General features: G+C 43.0%; 19 protein-coding genes. 12 read left to right on the forward strand and 7 right to left on the reverse strand.

The window, feature by feature from the left end:
• Positions 1-31: 31 nt before the first annotated feature.
• Positions 32-796 (reverse strand): DpnI domain-containing protein, encoded by a 765-nt coding sequence (locus tag AC5JPT_RS10145; RefSeq protein ID WP_493857996.1) that lies wholly within the window; start codon positions 794-796, stop codon positions 32-34.
• Between the two features lie 170 nt (positions 797-966).
• On the opposite strand from AC5JPT_RS10145, the gene mltG reads away from it, so the two are divergent.
• Both mltG and tmk read left to right on the forward strand, forming a co-directional pair.
• A complete protein-coding gene (mltG, locus tag AC5JPT_RS10150) occupies positions 967-2,256 on the forward strand; it encodes an endolytic transglycosylase MltG (protein WP_493857997.1) in 1,290 nt (429 codons plus the stop codon).
• Positions 2,257-2,338: 82 nt separating this feature from the next.
• Entirely contained in the window at positions 2,339-3,067 is a 729-nt protein-coding gene (tmk, locus tag AC5JPT_RS10155) for a dTMP kinase (RefSeq protein WP_493857998.1), read from the forward strand.
• Positions 3,068-3,222: 155 nt separating this feature from the next.
• Here the strand turns inward: tmk and AC5JPT_RS10160 are convergent, their stop codons facing one another.
• Positions 3,223-5,556 carry a cation:proton antiporter gene (locus tag AC5JPT_RS10160; RefSeq protein ID WP_493857999.1) on the reverse strand — a complete coding sequence of 778 codons (2,334 nt, stop codon included), beginning with the start codon at positions 5,554-5,556 and terminating at the stop codon, positions 3,223-3,225.
• Between the two features lie 879 nt (positions 5,557-6,435).
• Between AC5JPT_RS10160 and AC5JPT_RS10165 the strand changes: the two genes are divergently transcribed.
• The 8 genes from AC5JPT_RS10165 (at position 6,436) to AC5JPT_RS10200 (ending at position 15,478) form a co-directional block, all read left to right on the forward strand.
• A complete protein-coding gene (locus tag AC5JPT_RS10165) occupies positions 6,436-7,800 on the forward strand; it encodes a Do family serine endopeptidase (RefSeq protein ID WP_443525541.1) in 1,365 nt (454 codons plus the stop codon).
• Positions 7,801-8,332: 532 nt separating this feature from the next.
• Complete coding sequence (dapA, locus tag AC5JPT_RS10170; RefSeq protein ID WP_443525155.1) at positions 8,333-9,238, forward strand: 4-hydroxy-tetrahydrodipicolinate synthase; 906 nt, start codon at positions 8,333-8,335, stop codon at positions 9,236-9,238.
• Positions 9,239-9,382: 144 nt separating this feature from the next.
• Positions 9,383-9,691 (forward strand): hypothetical protein, encoded by a 309-nt coding sequence (locus tag AC5JPT_RS10175; protein WP_493858000.1) that lies wholly within the window; start codon positions 9,383-9,385, stop codon positions 9,689-9,691.
• A gap of 129 nt (positions 9,692-9,820) precedes the next feature.
• Positions 9,821-10,534, forward strand: a complete 714-nt coding sequence (gene purC / locus AC5JPT_RS10180; RefSeq protein ID WP_493858001.1) for a phosphoribosylaminoimidazolesuccinocarboxamide synthase — start codon at positions 9,821-9,823, stop codon at positions 10,532-10,534.
• A 338-nt stretch (positions 10,535-10,872) separates the two neighbouring features.
• The gene (locus tag AC5JPT_RS10185; protein ID WP_493858002.1) at positions 10,873-12,669 is read left to right on the forward strand and encodes a Slam-dependent surface lipoprotein; all 1,797 of its coding nucleotides are present in this window, start codon (positions 10,873-10,875) and stop codon (positions 12,667-12,669) included.
• Positions 12,670-12,758: 89 nt separating this feature from the next.
• Positions 12,759-14,159 (forward strand): surface lipoprotein assembly modifier, encoded by a 1,401-nt coding sequence (locus tag AC5JPT_RS10190; protein WP_493858003.1) that lies wholly within the window; start codon positions 12,759-12,761, stop codon positions 14,157-14,159.
• Between the two features lie 334 nt (positions 14,160-14,493).
• Complete coding sequence (locus tag AC5JPT_RS10195) at positions 14,494-15,126, forward strand: DNA-3-methyladenine glycosylase (RefSeq protein WP_493858004.1); 633 nt, start codon at positions 14,494-14,496, stop codon at positions 15,124-15,126.
• A gap of 40 nt (positions 15,127-15,166) precedes the next feature.
• On the forward strand, positions 15,167-15,478 hold the full coding sequence (locus AC5JPT_RS10200) for an NGG1p interacting factor NIF3 (protein ID WP_493858005.1): 312 nt from the start codon (positions 15,167-15,169) through the stop codon (positions 15,476-15,478).
• A 142-nt stretch (positions 15,479-15,620) separates the two neighbouring features.
• Here the strand turns inward: AC5JPT_RS10200 and AC5JPT_RS10205 are convergent, their stop codons facing one another.
• The 4 genes from AC5JPT_RS10205 to AC5JPT_RS10220 form a co-directional block, all read right to left on the reverse strand.
• Positions 15,621-15,995, reverse strand: coding sequence for a hypothetical protein (locus AC5JPT_RS10205; protein WP_493858006.1), 375 nt, complete (start codon positions 15,993-15,995; stop codon positions 15,621-15,623).
• Between the two features lie 155 nt (positions 15,996-16,150).
• On the reverse strand, positions 16,151-16,819 hold the full coding sequence (locus tag AC5JPT_RS10210) for a hypothetical protein (protein ID WP_493858007.1): 669 nt from the start codon (positions 16,817-16,819) through the stop codon (positions 16,151-16,153).
• Positions 16,820-17,620: 801 nt separating this feature from the next.
• The gene (locus tag AC5JPT_RS10215) at positions 17,621-17,824 is read right to left on the reverse strand and encodes a CsbD family protein (protein WP_319052385.1); all 204 of its coding nucleotides are present in this window, start codon (positions 17,822-17,824) and stop codon (positions 17,621-17,623) included.
• A gap of 513 nt (positions 17,825-18,337) precedes the next feature.
• Entirely contained in the window at positions 18,338-19,570 is a 1,233-nt protein-coding gene (locus AC5JPT_RS10220; RefSeq protein WP_493858008.1) for an NADH:flavin oxidoreductase/NADH oxidase family protein, read from the reverse strand.
• Between the two features lie 332 nt (positions 19,571-19,902).
• Between AC5JPT_RS10220 and AC5JPT_RS10225 the strand changes: the two genes are divergently transcribed.
• Positions 19,903-20,583, forward strand: a complete 681-nt coding sequence (locus AC5JPT_RS10225) for a TetR/AcrR family transcriptional regulator (protein ID WP_493858009.1) — start codon at positions 19,903-19,905, stop codon at positions 20,581-20,583.
• 49 nt (positions 20,584-20,632) lie between these two features.
• Entirely contained in the window at positions 20,633-22,831 is a 2,199-nt protein-coding gene (locus AC5JPT_RS10230) for a molybdopterin oxidoreductase family protein (protein WP_493858010.1), read from the forward strand.
• A 93-nt stretch (positions 22,832-22,924) separates the two neighbouring features.
• Here AC5JPT_RS10230 and AC5JPT_RS10235 read toward each other — a convergent pair whose 3' ends face one another.
• The gene (locus AC5JPT_RS10235; protein ID WP_493858011.1) at positions 22,925-24,250 is read right to left on the reverse strand and encodes a D-amino acid dehydrogenase; all 1,326 of its coding nucleotides are present in this window, start codon (positions 24,248-24,250) and stop codon (positions 22,925-22,927) included.
• Positions 24,251-24,281: the final 31 nt, after the last annotated feature.

The raw sequence follows: 24,281 nt of genomic DNA on the forward strand, positions 1-24,281 counted from the left end.
TTTATATCATGCAGGTCAAAAAAAGAAGCGATTAGTATAATTTTCGATAGTGACCACGGCTTACAAATTCAATAATACCTTTGTCTCGTAATACTTGTAATTGTTGGCGAATTTTATCTTTTATATGGTTGTTTTCAGGGTGTTTAAGCTGCAATTCACTAGCAAAAGTATAAACTTGATTGAGAGAAAAACTGGTATCGAGTCGATCGATACATTGCCAGACATCGAGTGTCCAACCGCGTGAAGCCATAGATTGCTTGCGTAAAAACAATGTCTTTTGGAACTGTCGGCTGACATTTTCACGAGGTATAACTTGTTGGTTTTTGACCAAAAATACTTTGCCTGATTCGGGTACTTGGCGTAAGTCAATATTACAACCAACCCAACCTGCGCGCTTGGCAGTCACTGATAATGGTTTACGCTTAACAATAATATTGGGCGTAAAGAAATGCTTGGGAATAATCAGAAAGTTATTGACGCTGTATTCCTTTGAGTAGGTCAAAAAGAAGAAGCTGGGGTTATCCTTACTATTGATACGCTCAATCATCGTCTTATAAGCGCCATCATTGACAACATTGCTTAACTTGGCTTTTTTACTTTTGAGCTCATATTGCTCATGACAGTTTTCGCAATAAAAATCAGCAACTGGCCTGTTGTTCGTAAATTCATTCAAAGGCTGCTCGTTACAGCTGGGACAGTACCCATTTTCTTTTACCCATCCCTCACTGAGTACGCGGATAATTTGCGCTTTAGATGTATAGTTTTTAGCAAGACTTTGATTGAAATGTATGTTCATAAGATATTTTTATTATTAATAGATAAGCTGATAATACTGAAAGAAGCGCCTGAGTATTCAACCATATAAACTCCTATCAATAGCAAGATAATCGATAAGCTAAGCAAATACCATTGAAAATCGCACAGTTCAGTGCTAAATTCTAGCAAACATCTGCCTCGCGAGTTGCCATGAGCAAGCCTACACCTAGTACGCCACCTGAACGTCCCAATGAGACGCCATCAAATAAACAAGATGGCACAGTCGAGGAGCGTGTCGATACCACGCTACCGGACGATCAAACCGTGGTAGATGGGGTGAAGGACGCATCTGCAACGCCAGCAACCAATGTCTCACTCATTAGTGGCAATAGTAAACCGCGCCAATACAAAGTCAATAACCCCTCGTTTTTTATGCAGCGTGGTTACCAAGTACTGCTCGTGTTGGGACTTATTGCTGCGTTTTTCTTAGTCATGGTCTATCAGACACTGTTCGGTCGTATTGAGCAGCCGCAGCAAATGGTCACTATTGACCAAGGTCAGACCTACTATGGTTTATTGCCGCAGTGGCAAAACCAGATTCCGCTATTTTCGGCCAGCGTCGCCAAGCTGTATATTAAGTCACAAGTTGACGCGCCATTGCATGCTGGTATTTATCAGCTGCCTGAAAACCCAACCATCGCGGAGGCACTGCAAATATTAGAGCAGGGCGCAAAAGCAGCTATGGTAAAGGTACAAATTATCGAAGGCAAAACGTCAAAAGATTTGTACCAAACGCTACGGGATAATGACAATATCAAGAAAGAAGTACTGACCGCAGACAGTGATAATGCCAGTATTGCGCAAGCACTGGACTTGGCAAGCATACTGCCAGATACTGTGACGAGTAGCAGCGACCCAATTGTTAATTACAATCTTGAAGGTTGGTTTGCTCCTGATACGTATTACTATGGTGAAGGTACCAGCGACAAAAAAGTCCTTACTGACCTATACAAACGCCAGCAGCAAGCGCTTACTGAGGCGTGGGAAAACCGCGCACCGGATCTACCTTATAAGAGTCCCTATGAGGCGCTAGTGATGGCCTCTATCATCGAAAAAGAAACCAGCGTACCTGAAGAACGCGAGCTGGTCTCTGCGGTGTTCAGAAATCGTCTGAACAAAAACATGCGTATGCAAACGGATCCGACGATTATCTACGGGATGGGTAGTCGCTACGATGGCAATATCCGCCGCCGCGACATCGATGAAAAGACCTCGTATAACACGTATCAAATTGACGGCTTACCACCAACCCCTATTGCACTGCCTTCTGCTGCCTCTATCGAAGCAACACTGCATCCTGCCGATAGTGAGGCGCTTTACTTTGTGGCGACAGGTAACGGCGGACACAAATTTACCAACAGTCTGGCTGAGCACAACCAAGCGGTAAAAGACTATCTAAGCGTCATGCGTGAGAAAAAATCTCAAACACCGCCGCAGTAAATACCCTCTAATTTATAAAACTTATCGTTTATTGAGCGCTATAATCTAACTATAGCGCTCATCAATGACATAAGGTCATATCATGTCAGTATCTATGAATACCAGCGCACCATCACATACCAGCACAGCATCATCGAACCTCATCGACTCCGACGCTGTACAGACTACTAGCACACCTAGTATAGGACGGTTCATTAGTTTTGAAGGGACTGAAGGTGTAGGTAAGACTACCGCCATTGATCAACTGTGCTTGCGACTAGAAGAAAGCGGCGTTAAATATCTACGTACGCGCGAGCCAGGTGGTAGTCCGTTCGCTGAGCGACTGCGTGATATGTTGCTAGACCCTGCCACTAAGATTGAGGATGATACAGAGCTGCTGCTGCTGTTCGCGGCGCGCTGTGATCATATTCAGCGAGTCATCATGCCTGCACTACAACAGGGCATATGGGTCATCTGTGATAGATTTACGGACTCTACTATTGCCTATCAAGGGTTCGGACGGGCGCATGGTGATAAGGTAATGCTAACCAAGATTGAGACGCTAATCGCTCAGTTCGTAACGCAATTGCCTGAGCTAACGTTGTGGCTTGATTTGCCAGTAGCAGAAGGCATGGCGCGTGCCAATAAGCGCAGTACAGCCGATCGCTTTGAGCAGCAGGCAATGACGTTTTTTACTTGGGTGCATAATGGCTTTAGCCAGCTTGCAAGCTCGCATCCTGAACGTATACAGCGTATCGATGCATCAGGCAGCACAGATGAGGTGAGTGCTCGCATATGGCAAACCGTCACAGAAAGGTTCGCTATAGAATAATCAGATGTGATTGAGCGGTTCTATTTTGTCAGTAGCGTGGATAATCAGTCAGATGTGATAAAAACAAAAAGCCCCAGCATATCGCTGGGGCTTTTTATAAATCAACGTTTATTATTTAACGAACTATGACAGTAGCTATCAAATAGCTACAGATGTTATTTATCACTATTTTTATCAGTTAGCTCACTTTGCTCTGCTGGTTTTTCAACAGTGACAGAAGTATCGGTGCCAGTACTAGTATCAGCTTTGGCAGTCGCATTAGTCGCATTGTCTTGACCAGAATCAGGAAGACGATTGGGATCAAGTGCACCTTTTTTGTTTTTGGGCGCGTTGCCGTTACCATTACTGTGAGTAGAGCTCTTCGTCTTTGAAGTTGCTGTTGAGTTTGCGGACATCACACCTGTATGAGCATTATTAGTAGAGCTGGTAGAGGCTGTTTTTTGCTCCACATCTGTATCCTCAGTCGCTACTGGTGCAATAGTAGGTGGCTTGTCCACGTTACTATCCTGAATCGTTGATGACTGAGTAGCCGTATTTTTCTCAGTGCTTTTGGTAGTATCCATCGGAGTCTCTGGCTCGACTTTTGGAGTACTATCACCGCTCAACTCTTTTTCTTTACGTTTTTCAGGCGCTTTTGAACTCGATTCAAAGTTAGCGTCAGCTGCCATACGAGCTTGCTCTTGCTTAGCGGTCACATCGACAGGTTTTGGCTGCACTTCGTCATCCACGACCAGTGATATAAGCTTACGATCACGAGGTACCGTACCGTCGAATTTATCAGTGATGACATGTAGCTTGCCTTCTTTGTCTATCGTATACAGCGGTACGAATTGTTTGTTATCCGCTTTATACTGCTCAAAGCTATAGCTGTCAGTAATGTTAGTGATTTTGATACGGGCTTTTTTGGACAGCATACTAGCAAGTTTGGTATACGTCACATCTTTGCCAAACAGCCACTGTGAGTGGAAGTTTGATTGCTTGTCGTCACGCTCACTTCTGACTTTTTCATCACTGAATTTGAGGCGGTATAGCTTACGCTCACCAAACTCATGACGATAATGAATCTCAGACAGGGTATTCATCTCTTTATCCATACTCATGGCAAACAAACGACCAATACCAATAAGATCGAGATGATGGTCTGCATGATCGGAGATAGGGTTACCAAAGTACGTACGCAGTCCACTCATACGGGCGCGTGCAATGTTGGTGTAGTTGTTATGCGCGACGATAACGTCAAACCCTTGATCTTTGAGTGATGTCGCAATCAATAAGGCGATAGGGTTTGAGCCGACAATCAGGATACCATTGGTTTCAGGCTCGCGTACGCCGAGCAAGTTACCGACTACCTTTGCACCCAGTCCTTGAATCATGACCGTACCGATGATGACCATAAACACCAGTGGCACGAGCAGCTCGACACCCTGAATATCATACTCTTGCAAACGAATCGCAAACAGTGATGAGATGGCAGCAGCAACGATACCACGTGGTCCAATCCAGCTAATCATCAGCTTTTCGTTGGTCTTTAGGTTTGAGCCAATAGCCGATGCCCAGACCGATAGAGGACGTGCCACAAACATGACGATAGCAAGTAGTACTAGCCCCGCAAAACCCACGCTCAATAAGCTTGCCAACTCGACACGAGCCGCCAGAATAATGAACAGGACAGAGATAAGCAGAACGGTCAACGACTCGTTGAACTCCAAAATCGTTTCGCGAGGGAACTTTGGCCAGTTTGCCAATGCCACACCCAGTACAGTGACCGTCAAGAGACCGGACTCATGCTCTAAGTGGTTAGAAATCGAAAACAATACCAGCACAAACGCGAGGGTAAACACATTGCGTAGAAACTCAGGAACCATATGTCGACGCATGAGGAACGCTAGTAACCAAGCACCTGCCATGCCAAGTGCTGTAGCCAATACAACGATTTTGGCAAATAGCAAAATACTACTGGCTTCGCCGCCTGAGATAATATATTCATAGACCAATACAACGGCAATCGCGCCGATTGGGTCAATGATGATACCTTCCCATTTGAGGATATTAGATATCGTCTTGTTGGGACGTACACTACGCAGGAGTGGCATAATGACCGTCGGACCAGTCACACAGACTAGCGCCCCGAACAGCAGAGCTATCAATGGGTCGACATCGAATAGTAAGTAAGTCGATAGCGCTACGATGGCGATGGTGATAAGCACACCCACCGAGACTAGCATTTGTACGACAGTACCGTGCTGCTTGATCTCATCGAACTCTAGGGTCAGCGAACCTTCAAATAAGATAATCGCGACGCCCAGAGAGATAAAGGGGAACATCAGCTCACCCAATACCAAATCGGGGTCAAATATCCCTAATACGGGACCGACGATAATACCAATCAATAATAAAAATAAAATGGACGGTTGCTTTAAATACCAAGCCAACCATTGGGCGGCGATGCCGATCCCAACCACGCCGGATAGCAATAGGGCGGTATCCATAAATTAATCCTTTTATAATCTTGTCATATTTTATATCTATCCATAGCTACTATAAAATAGTGCCATCGTTCATTCTAATAATCGGTTGTCACCAGTACTTACCGTGTCTGGGTCACAACATTGACAGCCATCATGAATCACAACATGAGCCAGATATGATATATATACTATAAAGTAGTAAAGACAAAAGCATCTGTAGACAAATAATATTGTCCTAAAAATGCAAAAGATGGAAAACAAGGGTGATGATGGTCAGCCTGATAAAACTGCTCATCGATAATATTTTTCAAAGTAACTTTTGTTTATTAAGTAATATGTTTTGCTTGCTATCATAGCATGGTTTTATTTCATGCCCATGTAGATAGCGCCGGTCACAATATCATCATAGCGCCATAAAATTGTACAAAGTAAGTATGAAATAGCGATACCTTGGGTTATTCTGCACTATAGAGGCGATGACAACACAGCGTTTTACTCATCATACAGTAGCGACGGTGGTCTTGCACGCTGCGAATACGACAATAATATGAGGTCAACTAGGCACTATATAAGGGTGACGATCGGACGTATTTGCCACGTTCTGTAGTCCTATAATGTATAGAGCAGTAATGAGAGAGTAAGCAGATATAATGATGGATATAGTAGCTTGGTTGTAAGATAGTTATAAGCAACATGGATAAGATACTATTGAAAACAACCATCAACAGTAATCATCAAAAATAACCGTCGTACAATGATCAATGATAACGATCGATAACAATAATAATGACCACTCATATGGAGGACAATATGCCTATCAATATGTTTAGAGCACGAACCACTGTCGATATGCGACTTTGGTTACAGCGTAGCGCACTAGCATTTGCTGTGAGTACCGCTATGGTGGCTGGTATCAGCGTCACAACCATGAATAATGCCCAGGCTGCCGTGACGACGGCTGATTTTTCTGATCTGGTTCAACAAGTCACACCAGCGGTAGCACGTGTCAACGTCACCAAAACCATCAGTGAAGCTGAGCTTGCTAAAGCCCAAACGGCTGAAGTGTTAAGACAGTTCTTTGGTGACCGTGTGCGTATCCCTGATCGTGCAGCCACGCCAGCGATTGAGAATGCTTATGGTACGGGCTTTTTTATCTCGTCTAACGGCTATATGCTGACCAACCATCATGTCATCGAAGGCGCTGACAAGATTACTGTCACACTGAATGATAGAACAGAGCTGGATGCGACCTTAGTCGGTAGTGACGAGCGCTCAGATGTGGCTGTGTTAAAAGTAGAAGGCAGTCAGTTTCCTGCGCTGCCGATTGGCGATTCAAACAGCCTAAAAGTAGGGGAGCCGGTACTGGCCATTGGTTCACCATTTGGCTTTGATTATTCTGCTTCTGCTGGTATCGTCAGTGCAAAATCACGCAGCTTCTCACGTGAGACCAGTGTGCCATTTATCCAGACAGACGTAGCGTTGAACCCGGGTAACTCGGGTGGGCCGCTGTTCAATCAGCGCGGCGAAGTCATCGGTATTAACTCGCGTATTTTCAGTGGTACTGGTGGCTATATGGGACTGTCGTTCTCTATCCCAATTGATGCTGCGATGGATATCTATGAGCAATTAAAAACCAATGGTGAAGTAGCCCGTGCATATTTGGGTATCTATCCGCAAGATATCGACCGTAATCTAGCCGAAGCGTACAAACTGGATCGACCTCAAGGTGCCCTGCTAACTCGTGTGTCTCCAGATTCACCAGCACAAAAATCAGGTCTAAAACCTGGTGACATCATCTTGCAATATAACAATGTACAAATCATGCGCGCCTCTGACTTGTTAAATTTACTCAATCGAGCAAAGCCAAGCGATCCATTCCGCGCACAGATTCAGCGTAATGGTAAGCAAATGATTGTGAGCGGTAAGCTTGCCTATGCACCCGATGATGTGAGAGCTCAGGGCGGCGATCAGCAGAGTGATGATATACAGCTGGGCTTGCGCTTGCGTGATTTGACTGAGGATGAGCAAGCAGAAATCGCTAAGGATAGAAAAACGGGTATCTTAGTGACGACTGTTGACCCTACTGGGCTTGCGGCACGTTCGGGGATTTTGGCCGGTGATGTCATCACCAATTTCCACCAAAAGCCGATCAAAAAGGTAACGGATTTCTCTAATGCTATCTCATCCCTTCCTAAAAAAGGCGTGGTAACGATAGAAGTCATCCGCCAAGGCATTCCTGCTATTATTGGCTTGCGTATTGAGTAGATACTACTGAAGGTGAGTTTTCGGGAAATCAAGATAAGAGGTGTGGCTATATCGCCCGACTATTGACGTGTTGACGATTCGTTAAGATTATCTCAGTGGGTAATCATTACGCTAAACTGACTATTAAGTGATAGTCTTATCTATTGATGCGCTTTTGCGCTGATAGTTACGGTTTTTAGTAATAAAAAAGACTCTTTTTTAGTCTGTAATTTGTGTTTCAATCATCAATTGATTGATAGCGGTCAAAAAAAAATATGCTACACTAGCAGGCGTTTTTATTATTATATTTGATGACTGAGCAAGTATTTATCATCATTAGCGTAGCTGATGTCAATACTGGTCTAAATACCTGGTCTAAATACACAGTCATTTTCGATGTAAGTATTATTATAATAAACAAACATTCGGCATCAACATCAAGCAAGACATGGTCATTAGCGTTTATCGACGCATATAAATATTTGACCACTTGCAAACGACCTATCATGTGACAGCTTTGATAAAAGCTAGGATAATACAGTAAGGCACGGTTATGAGCACAGCATACGACGAGATTAAAACCCGACTACAAGGCTCAATGGTAGCTTTGGTAACGCCCATGCATCCTGACGGCACGGTCGATTATAAACGTCTGGCAGACCTCATAGACTGGCAGATTGAGCAGGGCACTCATTGCCTCGTCGCTGTCGGCACTACTGGCGAGTCGGCAACCTTATCTATGCAAGAGCATAGTGATGTTATTCGCTACTTTGTAAAGCATGTCAAAGGTCGCGTGCCTGTTATCGCGGGTACTGGTGCCAACAATACCATGGAAGCTATCAAGCTGACTCAAGATGCAGCAGATGCTGGTGCAGACTGTGCGTTATTGGTTGCCCCTTATTACAACAAGCCGCCGCAAGAAGGCTTGTATCAACATTACCAAGCCATCGCCAAAGCCGTAAACATACCGCAAATGCTGTATAACGTGCCAGGACGTACAGTGGTTGATATTGCGCAAGATACGGTCGAGCGTTTGTGTGATATTGATAATATCGTTGCTATTAAAGATGCGACAGGCTCTGTCGGTCGCGGCGAGCAACTGATAAAAGTAGTTGGCGATAGAATGGTTGTCCTATCAGGTGATGATGGCACGGCGCTTGATTTGCTGAGAGTAGGCGGTAAAGGCAATATCTCAGTGACTGCAAACGTAGCACCAAAAGCCATGAGCGAGACATTTACAGCAGGATTGCGCGGTGACTTTGAAGCGGCTGACAAAATTCACGACGTGGTCAAGCACTTACATCGTGATTTGTTTATCGAATCAAGCCCTATCCCAGCAAAATACGCACTACACAAAATGGGCATTATCGATAAAGGTATACGCTTACCGCTCGTTTGGTTGGCAGAGCAGCATCATGCGACTATCGATGAAGCATTGGTTCGAGCAAACATACGATAAATTGATAACCAGTACATTGATATTCGGCGATTTAAGACTTGCTGCACATTAGATGAGTGTTATTCGATCTAGCAGCAAGTTACCTTATCACGGTAAGTCAATTGCCCACATGAGCAACAACTGCTAACTCAGAGAGACAATACGATGACAGTAACATCAACGAAAAAACTATTTCCTGCGATGCTGACCTTAGTTTTGGGTAGCACGCTAGTATTGAGTGGCTGTCAGGCAACCAAGAACCTACTTGGTAAGCGTGACAACGGTAGCTTAGATTATCAACAAAGCAAAAAGCTTGTGCCAATCGAGCTTCCTGCTGCCCAAGAAACAGCCCCTTTTGTACCTTTATACCCAACACCTAACGTTGGTGCAAATACGCTCAAACTACAGAACGAATCAGGCAATCAGTATCAGCTGCCAAAACCTCAGCGTGCTGTTAGTAACACTTCGAACTAATTTCATTTTCCTTATTTATACCGCTGGCTTTTATCGTTATTGATTACAATGACATCGATATTACACAATAAGAGTGAGCGGTCGCTGCGCGTTTTTACCACATAAGCTTGAACGAACAGGAACCCCATAATGCAAAAGCAACAACTGCTGTATAAAGGTAAAGCCAAATCTGTCTATGAAACAGAAGACAATGATCTTCTGATTTTGCACTTCCGTGATGATACTTCAGCGCTTGATGGTAAGCGTATCGAACAATTGGCACGCAAAGGTGTGGTCAATAACCGCTTTAACGCTTTTATCATGCAAAAATTGTCTGATGCTGGCATCGAAACGCATTTCGAAAAGCAACTGTCTGATGATGAAGTATTGGTCAAGCGCTTGGATATGATTCCTGTTGAGTGCGTGGTGCGTAACTTTGCCGCAGGTAGCCTAGTGCGCCGTTTAGGCTTAGAAGAAGGTCAAGAATTGACGCCGCCAACGTATGAGCTGTTTTATAAAGATGATGCGCTAGGCGATCCGATGGTGAATGAGTCACTTTCTGTGTCTCTTGGCTGGGCGACCAAAGAGCAATTGGCTAAGATGGAAGAGCTAACCTATCAAGTCAACAATGTATTAAAGGCATTGTTTGATGCGGGTGATTTAATCCTAGTTGATTTTAAACTAGAGTTTGGCGTATTCCATGACCGTATCGTTTTAGGTGATGAGTTCTCACCAGATGGCTGCCGTATCTGGGACAAGAACACTAAGAAAAAGCTCGATAAAGACCGTTTCCGTCAGTCATTGGGTGATGTGATCGAAGCTTATGAAGAAGTGGCTGACCGTATTGGTGTACCATTAAACTAAGCTATCAATAGTCACAATATAAAATAAAAAACTGAGCCATGTGCTCAGTTTTTTTATGGCATTATATTAAGCTAGATAATCTGGTTAGGACTTAATTATTTCATGTTGCGCTTGGTGAATTCTATATAGTAGATATTCCTTTCTTTTTTGTAAATCTTTCTAGTCACTATTTATATATGCTAACAAGATCTTTTACAATCGAATTTTCGAACTTAAAATTCATTCGCTATAACGTTTGTTATAAGAAGATTTTCCAAAAAATAGTTCAGTAATTTTTTACACAAATTAGAAACAATATAGTAATATGTATTGCATAATTATTTCGATTGGAGAAAAAAGTGTCTTTAAAGTATTTCACTAGAGTCAGTATCCTTGCTGTTTTATCAGTAGGTATTGTTGCATGCAGTAGCAGTGGTGGTAGTAGCTCTTCAAACTCACCTACAAGTTTACCTCCGTTAACAGAACAGACTGAAGCTGAGAAAGCTGAAGTAGAACGTCTACAAAACGTTGAAAACAATCGCCTGACATTATTAGCAGCAGCCAAAACAGCTGGGTTAACTGATGAGCAAGCAACTGTTTATGCTGAAGCCAACAAAGAGTCTAGTGAAACAGATGCACAATCAGCCTTAGATGTTCTAGTTGCTGAAAAAGTTGAAGCAGATAGAATTGCTACTGAGAAAGCTGAAGCAGAACGTTTGCAAAAAATTGAAGCTAACCGTGTAGTTCTATTAGCAAAAGCTAAAACAGCTGGGTTAACTGACCAGCAAGCAGCTGCTTATGCTGAAGCCAACAAAGAGTCTAGTGAAACAGATGCACAATCTGCATTAAATGTTCTAGTTGCTGAGAAGATTGCTGCTGAAAAAGCTGAAGCAGATAGAATTGCTGCTGAGAAAGCTGAAGCAGAACGTTTGCAAAAAATTGAAGCTAACCGTGTAGCTCTATTAGCAAAAGCTAAAACAGCTGGGTTAACTGACCAGCAAGCAGCTGCTTATGCTGAAGCCAACAAAGAGTCTAGTGAAACAGATGCACAATCTGCATTAAATGTTCTAGTTGCTGAGAAGATTGCTGCTGAAAAAGCTGAAGCAGATAGAATTGCTGCTGAGAAAGCTGAAGCAGAACGTTTGCAAAAAATTGAAGCTAACCGTGTAGCTCTATTAGCAAAAGCTAAAACAGCTGGATTAACTGATGAGCAAGCAACTGCTTATGCTGAAGCCAACAAAGAGTCTAGTGAAACAGATGCACAATCTGCATTAAATGTTCTAGTTGCTGAGAAGATTGCTGCTGAAAAAGCTGAAGCAGATAGAATTGCTGCTGAGAAAGCTGAAGCAGAACGTTTGCAAAAAATTGAAGCTAACCGTGTAGCTCTATTAGCAAAAGCTAAAACAGCTGGATTAACTGATGAGCAAGCAACTGCTTATGCTGAAGCCAACAAAGAATCTAGTGAAACAGATGCACAATCTGCTTTAAATACTATCGTGGAAGATAATACTGAAAAAGCACTATTGGCAGAAGCAAGCGCAGCGAAGGGAGTCTCAGACACTATGTATCCGGTTGGAGCTATTACTGCTAATAGTCAAACATCTAGTAGCATTACAAGAAATGCATTTACAGAAGAATCTAGAACTCAAACAGTTGTCTATAATCAGCCATATTCTGTTGTTCTGGGCAACTATTCAGGCAACCTATCATATAATAATCAGACAGGAGCTATCTTCACAGATGATAGAATATCTGATATTACCATTAAAGGATTGAAAACTGCCCCGGATGCTATTCCAACATTAGGAAATGCTACTTATACAGGTAAGGCTTTCAATGGTACTTACCAAAACTCTTTCAATTCAAATACCTTTGAGACTACGAAGAGCGTCAAAGAAGGTGTTTTATCATACGATGTTAATTTTACTAACCGCATGGGTTCTGGTTCAATTACTGGATTAGGCGATACTGTTAATTTAAAACAGGGTACTATATTAGGAACGGGTATCAACTCAACAGTCGAACAAGGCTTTAGAAACGGAAATTATTCACTAGACTTCTTTGGTAAAAAAGCCGAAGAAATCGCTGGTAAGGTTGTATTCGATGGTAAAGATACGATTGGCTTTGGCGGTACTCGTGGTGAAATCTCTAAATAATAGAAAATCATTCTTTAATAATTAAATTAAACCGTTTGAAGTATTTAACATATATTTCAAACGGTTTTTTATGGTATCGGTAAAAGTTAATGAAAATAAAGCTCTATATATGCTGTTGTATAACTTTATCTACATCAGTTCTCGCGCAGGAAGTACCTCCTGCCCAAAACGTGTTTTTTCAGAACATTTCACAAGTACAACCAGAATTATTACTGAGTCAACCTAATATTAATACATCGACTCCTGCACCAATAAGAGAAAACAGCAGCCTAGAAGAAAGAATTAATTTTGCTATTATCAGTAAAGAATGGCTAGAGCTAGAAAGATTATTGAGTCAATATCGTACCGCTACAAACTTTGATCCAACGTTATACGATTATGGATTGGGAGCATTATATCGGTATCAAGGTCGTCAAAAAGAAGCAATTGCTTTGTACCGACAGATATTAGTTCGTCAGCCGGATTTACATTACCCAAGATTTGACTTGGCAATGATGTTATACGAAGACAAACGCTATGCCGAAGCAAAAATTGAATTAGAAACAGCTGCGCCTTATGTTGCACAACCATTACAGTCTTTGATTGGTCAGGTATTGACGAGTATACAAAAATCTCAGGAATGGCAGCCTAGTTTCAACTTTAGCTATGAGTCGACTGATAACGTTAATCAAGCATCCGATATAAAAGAATTAGTAGTTGGTGAAGCCACGTTTGTTCGTAGTGATGATTCATTGCCACAAGATGCACATGGAATAAGATATAACATTGGCAGTGCAAAAGAGAAGAACATTACAGGCAATAGTTATGCATATACGGGCATAGACATAGCAGGTGTAAATTACTGGGACAATAGTGACTACAGTGAGTTGACGCTACAAGCAAACTTAGGATATCGTCATAAAAACATCAACCAGTCATGGGGTGCTGTAGCAGGTGCAGGGCAAAATTTACTAGGCGGAAGCCGATACAATCAAAATTATGGTTTAGCGCTAGAATATAATCGAAAGATATCAGATCAGTGGCAAGTTTCTGGTAGTGTATCGCATCTGCAAAAAAACTATAACGAAAAAGATTTAGCCGATTTCTACGATGGTTATGCTAATAGCAACGCATGGGTTTTGCTTTATCAGCCAAAACCTAGATGGCTAGTCTATGCAGGCACAGATTTTACAAATGATAATTTAGCTGATAAAGCTGAATCATCAGATCGTAAAAGCGTACGCGGAGGAATGGTATTCTCTGGGAATGACGTCAATGCAAGGAGTAGTATACGTTATTCTAAACGAGACTTTAAAGGAGACAACTTCTTTTATGGCGAAAGACGTAAAGACGATGAATATCAGTTTGGGGCAACAATAGGACACAAAAAGCTTAGCTGGCAGGGTCTTATACCAAAATTAAACTACGAGTACCAAAAGATTGATAGTAACCTACCATTATATGAACGTAGCAATAGTACCGTGTTTATAAAAGTAGATAAAAAATTCTAGAATTCTCTTTTTGCTATGTTTAACTATGGTATGTCAGCAAGGAGCACATTTTTCTAAAATAATGTATACCCCAGCGGAACCAGTTATTTTACTCGACAAACCTATTAACAGACTACTTAAAATAGACCATCATAATGGAACTACTTATAACAGACTGCAATCCCTACCTATTTATCAACCAGTATCACTCTTTAGGCATAGGTTTGTAGTTTAGCCCGTATAAAAAATCAAACATAGTGCCAACACTGTCCCCGATAACTTATCTTGCTTTTATGCTAATTTATTAATACTTACTCATATCAATTAGACCATAAAATAAGAAAAGGTTTTGCTAATGTCGATTGTCTCATCAACTGTTTTAGAGCCTGATTGGTTCACTCGTCCGGCCTGTGTGGTTGCTGCTGACCTAGTTGGTAAAGTCTTATGTCGAGAGCTAACCGATAATGATGGACAACAAAAAACGCTACGTATGCGTATTTCTGAGACCGAAGCCTATATTGGTCAAGATGATCCTGCGTGCCATTCACATGCAGGCACTCGAACAGCGCGCACAGAGATTATGTATGAGCAAGGCGGTGTGTTCTATGTTTATTTGACCTACGGCGTGCATCATATGCTCAATCTGGTCAGTGGTGCAGCCGAATCCCCTGAGTCGGTACTGATTCGCGCTGGGTTTTTGACCGAGGATAGTGACCGTCTGATTGAAGAGCAACAACTGAGTCCAAACAAGCAGCTGACACACCTCAAGCAGTTCGCAGGCCCCGGAAAATTGACCAAACGCTTGCAAATTGATCGCGATTTATATGGCAAACCAATCTCGCCAGACTCAAGCGTTTGGGTCGAAGATGATAGTTGCCAGCCACCCGTGTCAGTGCGTCCACGTATTGGTATCGACTATGCAGGTGATGCCAAAGACTGGCTACTACGCTATGTTTGGACCGATCATCCGTCTCTGTCCAAAAACTAATAGATTGATTGCCTGTTGACAACATCTATGAGGTAAACCTATGTATAAGTTAACCGTATTCATTCCTGATGTAGCGTTAGACCAAGTAAAATCTGCGATGTTTGCTGCTGGTGCTGGGAGTATTGGTAACTACGAGCAGTGCTGTTGGCAAGTGCAAGGGACTGGACAGTTTATGCCACTAGCAGGTAGTGCGCCGCATATCGGTCGTCACGATAGTTTAGAAATAGTCGATGAATGGCGTGTTGAAATGGTGGTGGATGACGCATTTATAACGGCTACTATCGCCGCGTTAAAAGAGACGCACCCGTACGAGACACCAGCGTATGATGTAATAAAAGTCTTGGATTTTTAGTGTTATGTAGAGAAATATCAGCTTATCGAGCGTAAGACTTGTCATAAAAAAACCAAATAAACCACTCAATGACTTATTTGGTTATAAAATTTTTGATGTTCCAACTAGGTATTAATAGTGAATGCCAGTATTTAACAACTGATCAATCTTTTTTAAGCTTAATCACATTGTAGCTCGGATAACCCAGCTCGATTTTATAATCAGTGCGTCCACGCTCAGCCTTCACTTTAATTTTACGATCGCCCTTTTTATATTTAACGTCTTTGACACGGTAGCCCATACTGCTGACTTTACTAGCCGCTCGGCGCTCGACAGTGGCTGAGGAGATGTTTTTGTCAGCTTTTTTGTTCTTGTGCTTTTTGTGATCTTTACTGTCCTTATAGACATCTCCGTAGATGTCATCGTAGATATTGTAGCCGTTAGGGGTAGTCACACAGCCAGTTGTTACTGCTAGTAGTGTGGCAACAATACTACCAGATACTACATTTTTTAGTGCCAAAGGTAATATGGTTCTCATAAAAATTTTCTCATAACAGGACATTATTGAATATAGGTTAATTTGCAATGCTTCGAGATATCTCGCCAACACTCAGGTCAGTAAGATTGACGATTTGCACTTGCTTCGACGGACAGACATATAGAGCTGCGATAATAAAAGCGGCGTCAGTATAATCAATCTTTTTTGACTCTAATAACCTCTAGATTTGGGTAGCTCAGCAATATCTCATATTTCTGTGAACCGCGTTTTGCTTCAACTTCAAAGACACCGCGCTTGTTCTTTTCTTCAAGATCTATATCTTCGACGCGGTAGCCCATTGCTCTGACTTTGTTGATCGCACGGCGCTTGATAGCGGGGTAACGTGACTCTCTCTTGATACTGTCTTCGACGTTTCCTTTTTTGTAGCGCTTATTCCCTTCGTATTTGTCATCATCCTTGTACTTGTCTTTTTTATATCGGTCATTGTCTCGTTGGTACTTGTTGTTTTTACCATTATTTGACCATGCTACCTTATTTGAGTTGATGAGTCTCAGAGTGGGATAAGTATATTTGACCTCATAAGCTTGGTTGTTCTTTTTGACAAAAGCCGTAATTACGCGCTCGCCGCGATAACTGTCGGGTCTGATATCCATCACCTGATAGCCTTTGCGGCGCAGGTCTTGACGTAATTGCTGGCTGACACGATTAAAACTATCATTTTGACGATTGTTATCGACACGATATACACGTTGGTTATCATAGCCTGGACCAACTACTGTACAACCGACAGTTGTACCTAATAGCGTAAGGGCAAGGCCAGTAGATACAGCAGTCCTAAGTGAGAACGGCTTTATAGTTTTCATAGTTCGATATCCTATAAGGTTTCAGTGGGCTGTAAGGTAAAGTGCTGGTACTGATTAAAAAAATAGGCTGCTGGGTAAAGTAATCTTTGTTTAAAAGTTCACAGTTGTTATCATCGGAAAGTACGTCTAGAAATGTTTTCTTACATTATCTATAGTAAGATGCAAAACTTTATATTAAGTGTCATTTGCGTTAGTAAGTTGTAATCGTTGCTATAATTCAATCGATGTAAGCATATGCTTACACACAATGACGTTTACGCGACTTAACATGAGAGTGAGATTTAGGCATTATAGTCACACGGCATTAGGGAATGTGACTCAAGGATTGAGTTGACCGCATTAAGGATAATGATTCAGCTATCACCATCAGGATGATAATGATAGTTGAAGTAAGGACACATACCCTTTGCTGATAGCAGCAATTAACAGTGAGCTGTAATGTAGTAATAAGGGCAGGATGCCCAGTATCGCAATATACTAACTATTTGTGCAAGGATGCATAGAAATTAGTCCGCGATAGGTAACATGGATGGTTAACAATAAAACCGCATAACAATTAATTGCTATGCGGTTTTATCGTGTCTGGATGACGCTCATTGTTATTACTATTTAATTATCGAAACGCATATGCTATCTAAAATATTGATGGTTTATAATGAGCCTTTATTTAATAACTAGTTTTTATTTTATGGTTAATGTTTATTTGATTATTAATATTCATCCGACGTAAAAAAACCGCATATATCAATATACGGTTTTTTATTTTTGTTAAGAAATTACTATTTTTCTAAATAAAGCCAATTAGTATTTGTTTTCGCGCCGCCAGTCGTCTACTTCACGCTCTGCATCTTCTTTAGCATGACCATAGCGCTCTTGGACACGACCGACTAGTTTGTCTCGGCTACCTTCGACATGGGTAAGATCATCATCAGTCAACTCTGCCCACTTTTGCTTAGCCGAACCTTTCATTTGGTTCCATTCGCCTTTTAGAGTATGTTCGTTCATTGTGTTATTCCTTTTATTGAACTTGTTGTCTTCGGTTAGTTTCAACGTTTTTTTTCTAGTACTTCTTCTTTTTCTTTATTATTAGACGCTATTTATTATTATATTATTTTTATTTTAAAATATTTATTTTGTTTATTGTTATTCTAGCTATTATTATTTTATTTATGATTCACAAGTATAGTTGGTTGTTTTCAAATATCTTGTGAAATCAAATATAGGACTTTTCAATTGGACTGTCTGTATGTGCTATGTTTATAGTGTTACTTAATTATAGTGAACGTTCGCTAAGTGTTATCCATACGGATGATGTGATAGTGCAGCGTAAATTGCGTCTATTGTGCGTAATAGTATTAAACTGAATATGGAAATACGAGAGTCATTAAATAGCGTGTCTGCAAGGTAGAAGGAACTTGTAGGCAAGATAAATAGCGAAAAAAAAGCAGAGCTCTAAATTTAGAATTCTGCTTTTTACTTCTTTATACTCAATAGAGGTCAGTGAAGAGCGCTAGGTTATTAGCGGTTAGCCAGGTAACGCTTATAACGCGTGGTCAGTTTCTTTATGCGAATACGGTCACTAACCAGTGAAAATAATGGCGATACATTAGACTTAGGCGGCTTGCCATTGCCCATGCGCTGTAGCTGACGTTTGACTACTGCCATGGTCGCAAGCGCACTCAAGGTTTTGTCTTTCCAGCGTACCATAGGATCGTGAGCACTCAATGTGGTATCTTTTTTCCAATCATTGGGAAGGGCTGGATTCAGCGCTAACGCTGTACCCATGCCAACAATATCGATGCCTTGAGCCAGTACCTCTTCTGCAACAGCCAACCGTCTGACGCCGCCTGTCGTCATGATAGGCATGGTAGCGGCTTGAGCAATATCTTTTGCAAAATCCAAAAAGTAAGCCTCTCTTTGTAGAGTGCGTCCATCTGCTGTATTGCCTTGCATGGCTGGGCTCTCGTAACTACCACCAGAGAGCTCGACCAAATCTACTGCTAGCTCATTCATGGCTAACACCACCACTTTAGCGTCATCGGCATCAAAACCACCTCGTTGAAAGTCAGCTGAATTTATTTTTACAGCCACTATAAAAGTGGCAGAAACCTGCTCACGAATGGCTTTGATCACTTCGAGCAGCAGTCGCATACGGTTTTCAATCGAACCGCCGTATTTATCTTCACGCTTGTTAGTGAGCGGAGATAAAAACTGAGAGATAAGATAGCCGTGGGCGGCATGAATTTGCACACCATCAAAACCTGCCTGTTCTGCTTTGACAGCGCTATCGGCGAACCGCTGTACCAACTGCTCTATATCTTGCGGTGTCATGGCACGAGGTTTACTAAATAAATGAGAGTGCTTGCCCAAATCAAGCGCCACATCAGAAGGGGAGAGGACATCACCGCCCATCGCAGCGTATACCTGACGACCAGGGTGGTTGAGCTGCATCACAACGCGGGTGTTGTTTTGTTTGGCGGCACGTGCCCACGCCTCAAAAGGCGCGATGCCACTATGCTTATCTAGTACAACACCGCCAGGACCAGTCATGGCGCGACCATCGACCATGACATTCCCTGTAATGAGTAAGCCTGTACCGCCTGCTGCCCAGCGCTTGTATAGGCGAAGGAGGACAGCGCCTGGAATCTGACCTGCATCAGCCATGTTTTCTTCCATGGCAGCTTTTGCTAAGCGATTGGGTAAGGTGATGCCACAAGGCAATACGAACGATGAAAAAACAGGTGATGTCATGATAGTGGCCTAAGATTATGTTTTTGTGAAGCACGAGTTCTACTATGCGTTTGGCTATAGACTTATAGTTTAAATGACTATAACCTTATAGTCGAAACATGATTAGTAATTGTAGTGAGTTTATGGGTGGTAATTCTAAAAATGGCTGATCAAAAGGCAGCTCACCCAAAAAACCGTTATCTCTATCTATCATCACATTTTTTTAGCACAACAGCACCTCAGGTAAATTACTGACCTGTTGACCATACTATTGACTAAGTTATTGAACGAATTCTTAATCAAGTTATTAACCAAATCAGGATACCCCTGTATTGAATGTATTAGTACAAGATATGACAGTACCTATAGAGTCAAAACGCGAGCAAGCAAAGGCTAAGACGCGGCGCGCATTGCTCAAAAGTGCTTTGCGGTTGTACAGCTTGCAAGGCGCTCAAGGTATGAGCATGAATAAAATTGCTAAGGGTGCTGGTATAGCACAGCCCAGTTTTTATAATCATTTTGAGAGTTTAGATGCGCTGCAAAACGAGCTAAGTGCTCAGTTAAAGGACAACTATCTATCTCCTATGCGACTAGCATGGGTCAATATGCTCAAAGACTACGACGTATTGAGTAAGGAGCAGTTTAACGAGCAGTGTCAGCAATGTCTGACCATGATTTTTGATTCAGCGTTTCAAAATATAGAGCTGTTTCAGCACTTGCTCGAAGACCGTCCGCGATTTAGCGCCACTATAGAAAACCAGTCTTCACTAAGTAATGGTCTAGGAAACCTGGTCAGTGAAATACAAGAAGAGTGGACAGAGATATTTATTCAAGGATTACAGCTATCCAATCGTTCTGCTGAGAGGAGTGCTGTCAATCTTTGTGTCGATATGGCTGCTGCACAGGTACACGAGTTGATATTAGGCTGTCATCAGCAGCGCTATTCAAGGGCGCAGGCGATTAACACATTGAGCATTAGCTTTGATGCGCTGTTCGCTAATTTTTTGCACGGAAGCAACCATAGCAAGTCATGATGCATATCGTGATAGCTAGGATTTACAACACATAAAAGGGAGCACGACTATGGCCACAACAGCGGCTACACCAACAGACAATGAACAAATACACTTTAGAACCTGTACCTTATGCGAGGCCATGTGTGGCGTCGAAATAAAGCATGATGGCGAAAAAGTCTTATCGATTAAAGGGGATAAAAATGATCCTTTCTCCCAAGGCTACATTTGTCCAAAAGCCACTGCTTTGCAGGATTTGTACGAAGACCCTGATCGTCTGCGAGGGCCTGTTGAGAGAACGGCGGATGGCTGGAAATCGATCAGTTGGCCAGAGGCTTTAGACAAAGTCGCTGCAGGTATTCAGTCCGTTCAGCAAAAATATGGCCAAAATGCGTTTGGGGTCTATTTAGGTAACCCGAATGTCCATAATATGGGCGGTATGTTGACCATCAAACAGCTACTGACCAGCCTAAAGACACGCAGTCGTTTTTCTGCGACCTCAATTGACCAGCTACCACATCATATTGTTAGTATGCACCTGTTCGGTCATATGCTGCGTATTCCGGTCCCGGATGTGAATCATACCCAGTATATGCTCATCATCGGCGGCAACCCGCTAGCGTCTAATGGCAGTATCATGACTGCGCCCAACATGCGCCAAAAACTAAAAGACATCAAAGCCCGCGACGGTAAAGTGGTGGTGATCGATCCAAGACGTACCGAAACCGCAGATATCGCTAGCGAGCATCACTTTATTCGCCCAGCGACAGACGTACTGCTATTACTTGCCATGCTCAATGAAATCTATGCACAAGGCTATGCCAAAGTCGACAGCCGAGTGGCAGGCTTGGCACCAGAGATTGGTCGTATTGAATCGTTTGCAGAAGGGTTCACACCTGAGTCGGTAGCAGGTATCACTGGTATCACAGCTGATGAAATCAAACGTATAGTTAAAGAGTTCTGTGAGGCCGAAAGCTCGGTCTGTTATGGCCGTATGGGTATCTCAGTGCAAGAGTTTGGGCTGCTGAGCCAGTATCTCTCTATGGTCATCAATATCGTGACAGGACGCTTGGATGAAGTGGGCGGACTCATGTTCCCGAACCCAGCTGTTGATGTGGTCAATAGCTCGGGTCCTGGCTATTTGGGCAAACGCCATAGCCGCGTGAGCAACCTACCTGATTTTAATGGTGAGTATCCCGTGGTTGCGATGGCCGATGAGATGTTGGTCGCAGGAGAAGGGCAGTTAAAAGGCTTTATGACTGTTGCGGGTAACCCCGTCCTCACGACACCAAACGGCGAAAAGCTAGACGAGGCGCTATCAGGGCTGGAGTTTATGGTGTCACTTGATTATTTTGTGACTGAGACCAGTCGCCATGCCAATATTATCCTGCCGCCTGTATCGCCATTAGAGCGTGATCATTATGACATCACGTTTAATGGTTTTGCGGTACATAACGTTGCCAAATACTCGCCTGCCTTGTTTAGCAAAACAGATAATGAAAAGCATGACTGGGAGATTTATTTGGGGCTTGCTGATCGTTTGGATAAAGATGCCCCTGAAGCGGTACAAAAAGAGCGCGCGGCGACCAAAGCGTTTGGACCAAAGTTCTTACTTGAGCAGGGTCTTAAATATGGACCTTATAAAGACGTGACATTGGATGCGCTGATAGATAACCCACATGGCATTGATTTGGGACCATTGCATCGTATGTTGCCAGAGGCAATCAAGCATGCGGACAAACAAATCAATCTCAATGTTGATTTTTATGAGGCGGATTTGGCACGGGTCAAAGAGATGATGCAGCAGTATGACAATCGAGAGATTTTACTTATTGGACGTCGCCATGTACGTAGCAACAACTCATGGCTGCATAACAGTTATCGGTTGGTCAAAGGCAAATCTCGTTGCACGCTAATGCTGCATCCACAGACGGCAGAGCAGTACGGCATTGAAGATGGTCAAGACGTAAAAGTAACGTCTCGAGTCGGTAGCGTAGTCATCGCAGCAGAAGTAACCGATGAGTTGATGCCAGGCGTGGTGAGTATTCCTCATGGCTTTGGTCATGGACGTAAAGGCGTCAAACAGAAAATTGCACAAGAGCATGCTGGCGTCAGTGTCAATGACTTAACAGACGATACTCTAATCGATCAATTGAGTGGTAATGCCGCTGTTAATGGTGTGCCAGTACAGTTGGAAGCGTTGGGTAACAGCATAGAAAGTATATTTACCGAGGCATCAGAGACGTTAGTAGGCAGTGCAATCGCGTAAACTCAATTTTTTAAAGCAAAAAGCAGGCGCTTACATGATGTAAGCGCCTGTTTTTTTATAGGTATAACGCTAATATATTATTTCAATATCGGGTTAATTACTTGCACCTACAAAATCAAAATCGACTTTAGGTGTCTCGCCTTGGATTAATAAGCTAATCGCTTTTGCAGAACCGCAAGCATGCGTCCACCCTAGTGTGCCATGCCCTGTGTTGAGCCATAAATTATCAAAAGTCGCTGACGTATTGTGACTGCCATGTTTGACTTGACCACAGTGCGCACGACCAATCAATGGCACGTTCGATGGGGTCATCGGTCGTAGTCCTGTCCAATACTGAACAGAATTTGCGATGATGCCTTTGGGAAACAATTGCTGTACGCGGCGAGTAATCGCCTCACAGCGCGTGGCATTTAGGTCGAGATTATAGCCGTTAAATTCTGCTGTCCCCGCAACTCGCAGTTTGTCACCCAACCGCGAGGTTACCAGCTTAAACTCATCATCTATTAGGCTAACAAAAGGTGCTAAATGCGGCGCTCGCGGATTCACCGTATATGTGGCTGAATAGCCCTTTGCAGGAAAGATGGGTACATGAATACCCAGTGGTTTTAAGAGAGGAACGCTATAACTGCCAAGTGCGACCACATGACTATCAACCGTGAAAGTCTGCGCGTTTTCACCTTTCGGGCGAATAGTAATACTGTGCACATGGGGCCTAGTAGAGTGAGCGTCAGTATTGAGGGCTAATATCTCAGTATCATACAAAAACTGCACACCTGCACCGATGCAGCGCTGTGCTAAGCGCTGAGTAAACAGATGTGCGTTGCCAGACTCGTCGCGGCTGGTATAGGTAGCCCCTGTGAGATTGTGTGCAATAGGGTAGAGTGCTGGCTCTAAGCTGACGGCATTATTGATATCAATCACATGACGCTCACAGCCTAGCGCTTGCATGCGCTCTGTAGGTTCGATAGCGGCATCGAACTCCGCTTGGCTGGTATAAAAATGCATGATACCGCGTGTTTGCTGCTCATAGTTGATACTGATATCTGCGCGTAGCTGTTGTAGGGCGTCTCTTGAGTAAAGCCCCAAGCGTACCATTTGCACCAGATTGGCATCGGCACGATCGGCGCGGCACTCTTGTAAAAACTGCATGGCCCATTTGAGCTGATTCTTATCTGCACGTAGACGAAACAGCAGTGGCGCATCTTCTTTAAACAACCACTTGAGCGCTTTCATTGGCGTTGCAGGGTTGGCCCATGGCGTGGCATGCGAGACCGATATTTGACCGCCATTGGCAAAGGAGGTCTGCATGCCTGCTGCGGACTCACGCTCAATCACGGTCACATCATAGCCTGCCTGACGTAGATACCATGCGGTGGTCACGCCCACCACGCCTGCTCCGAGTATCGCAATATGTGTCATAGGATTCTCTATGCTCATGTTAATCATGATG

The sequence above is a fragment of the Psychrobacter sp. H26 genome, assembly GCF_059073035.1.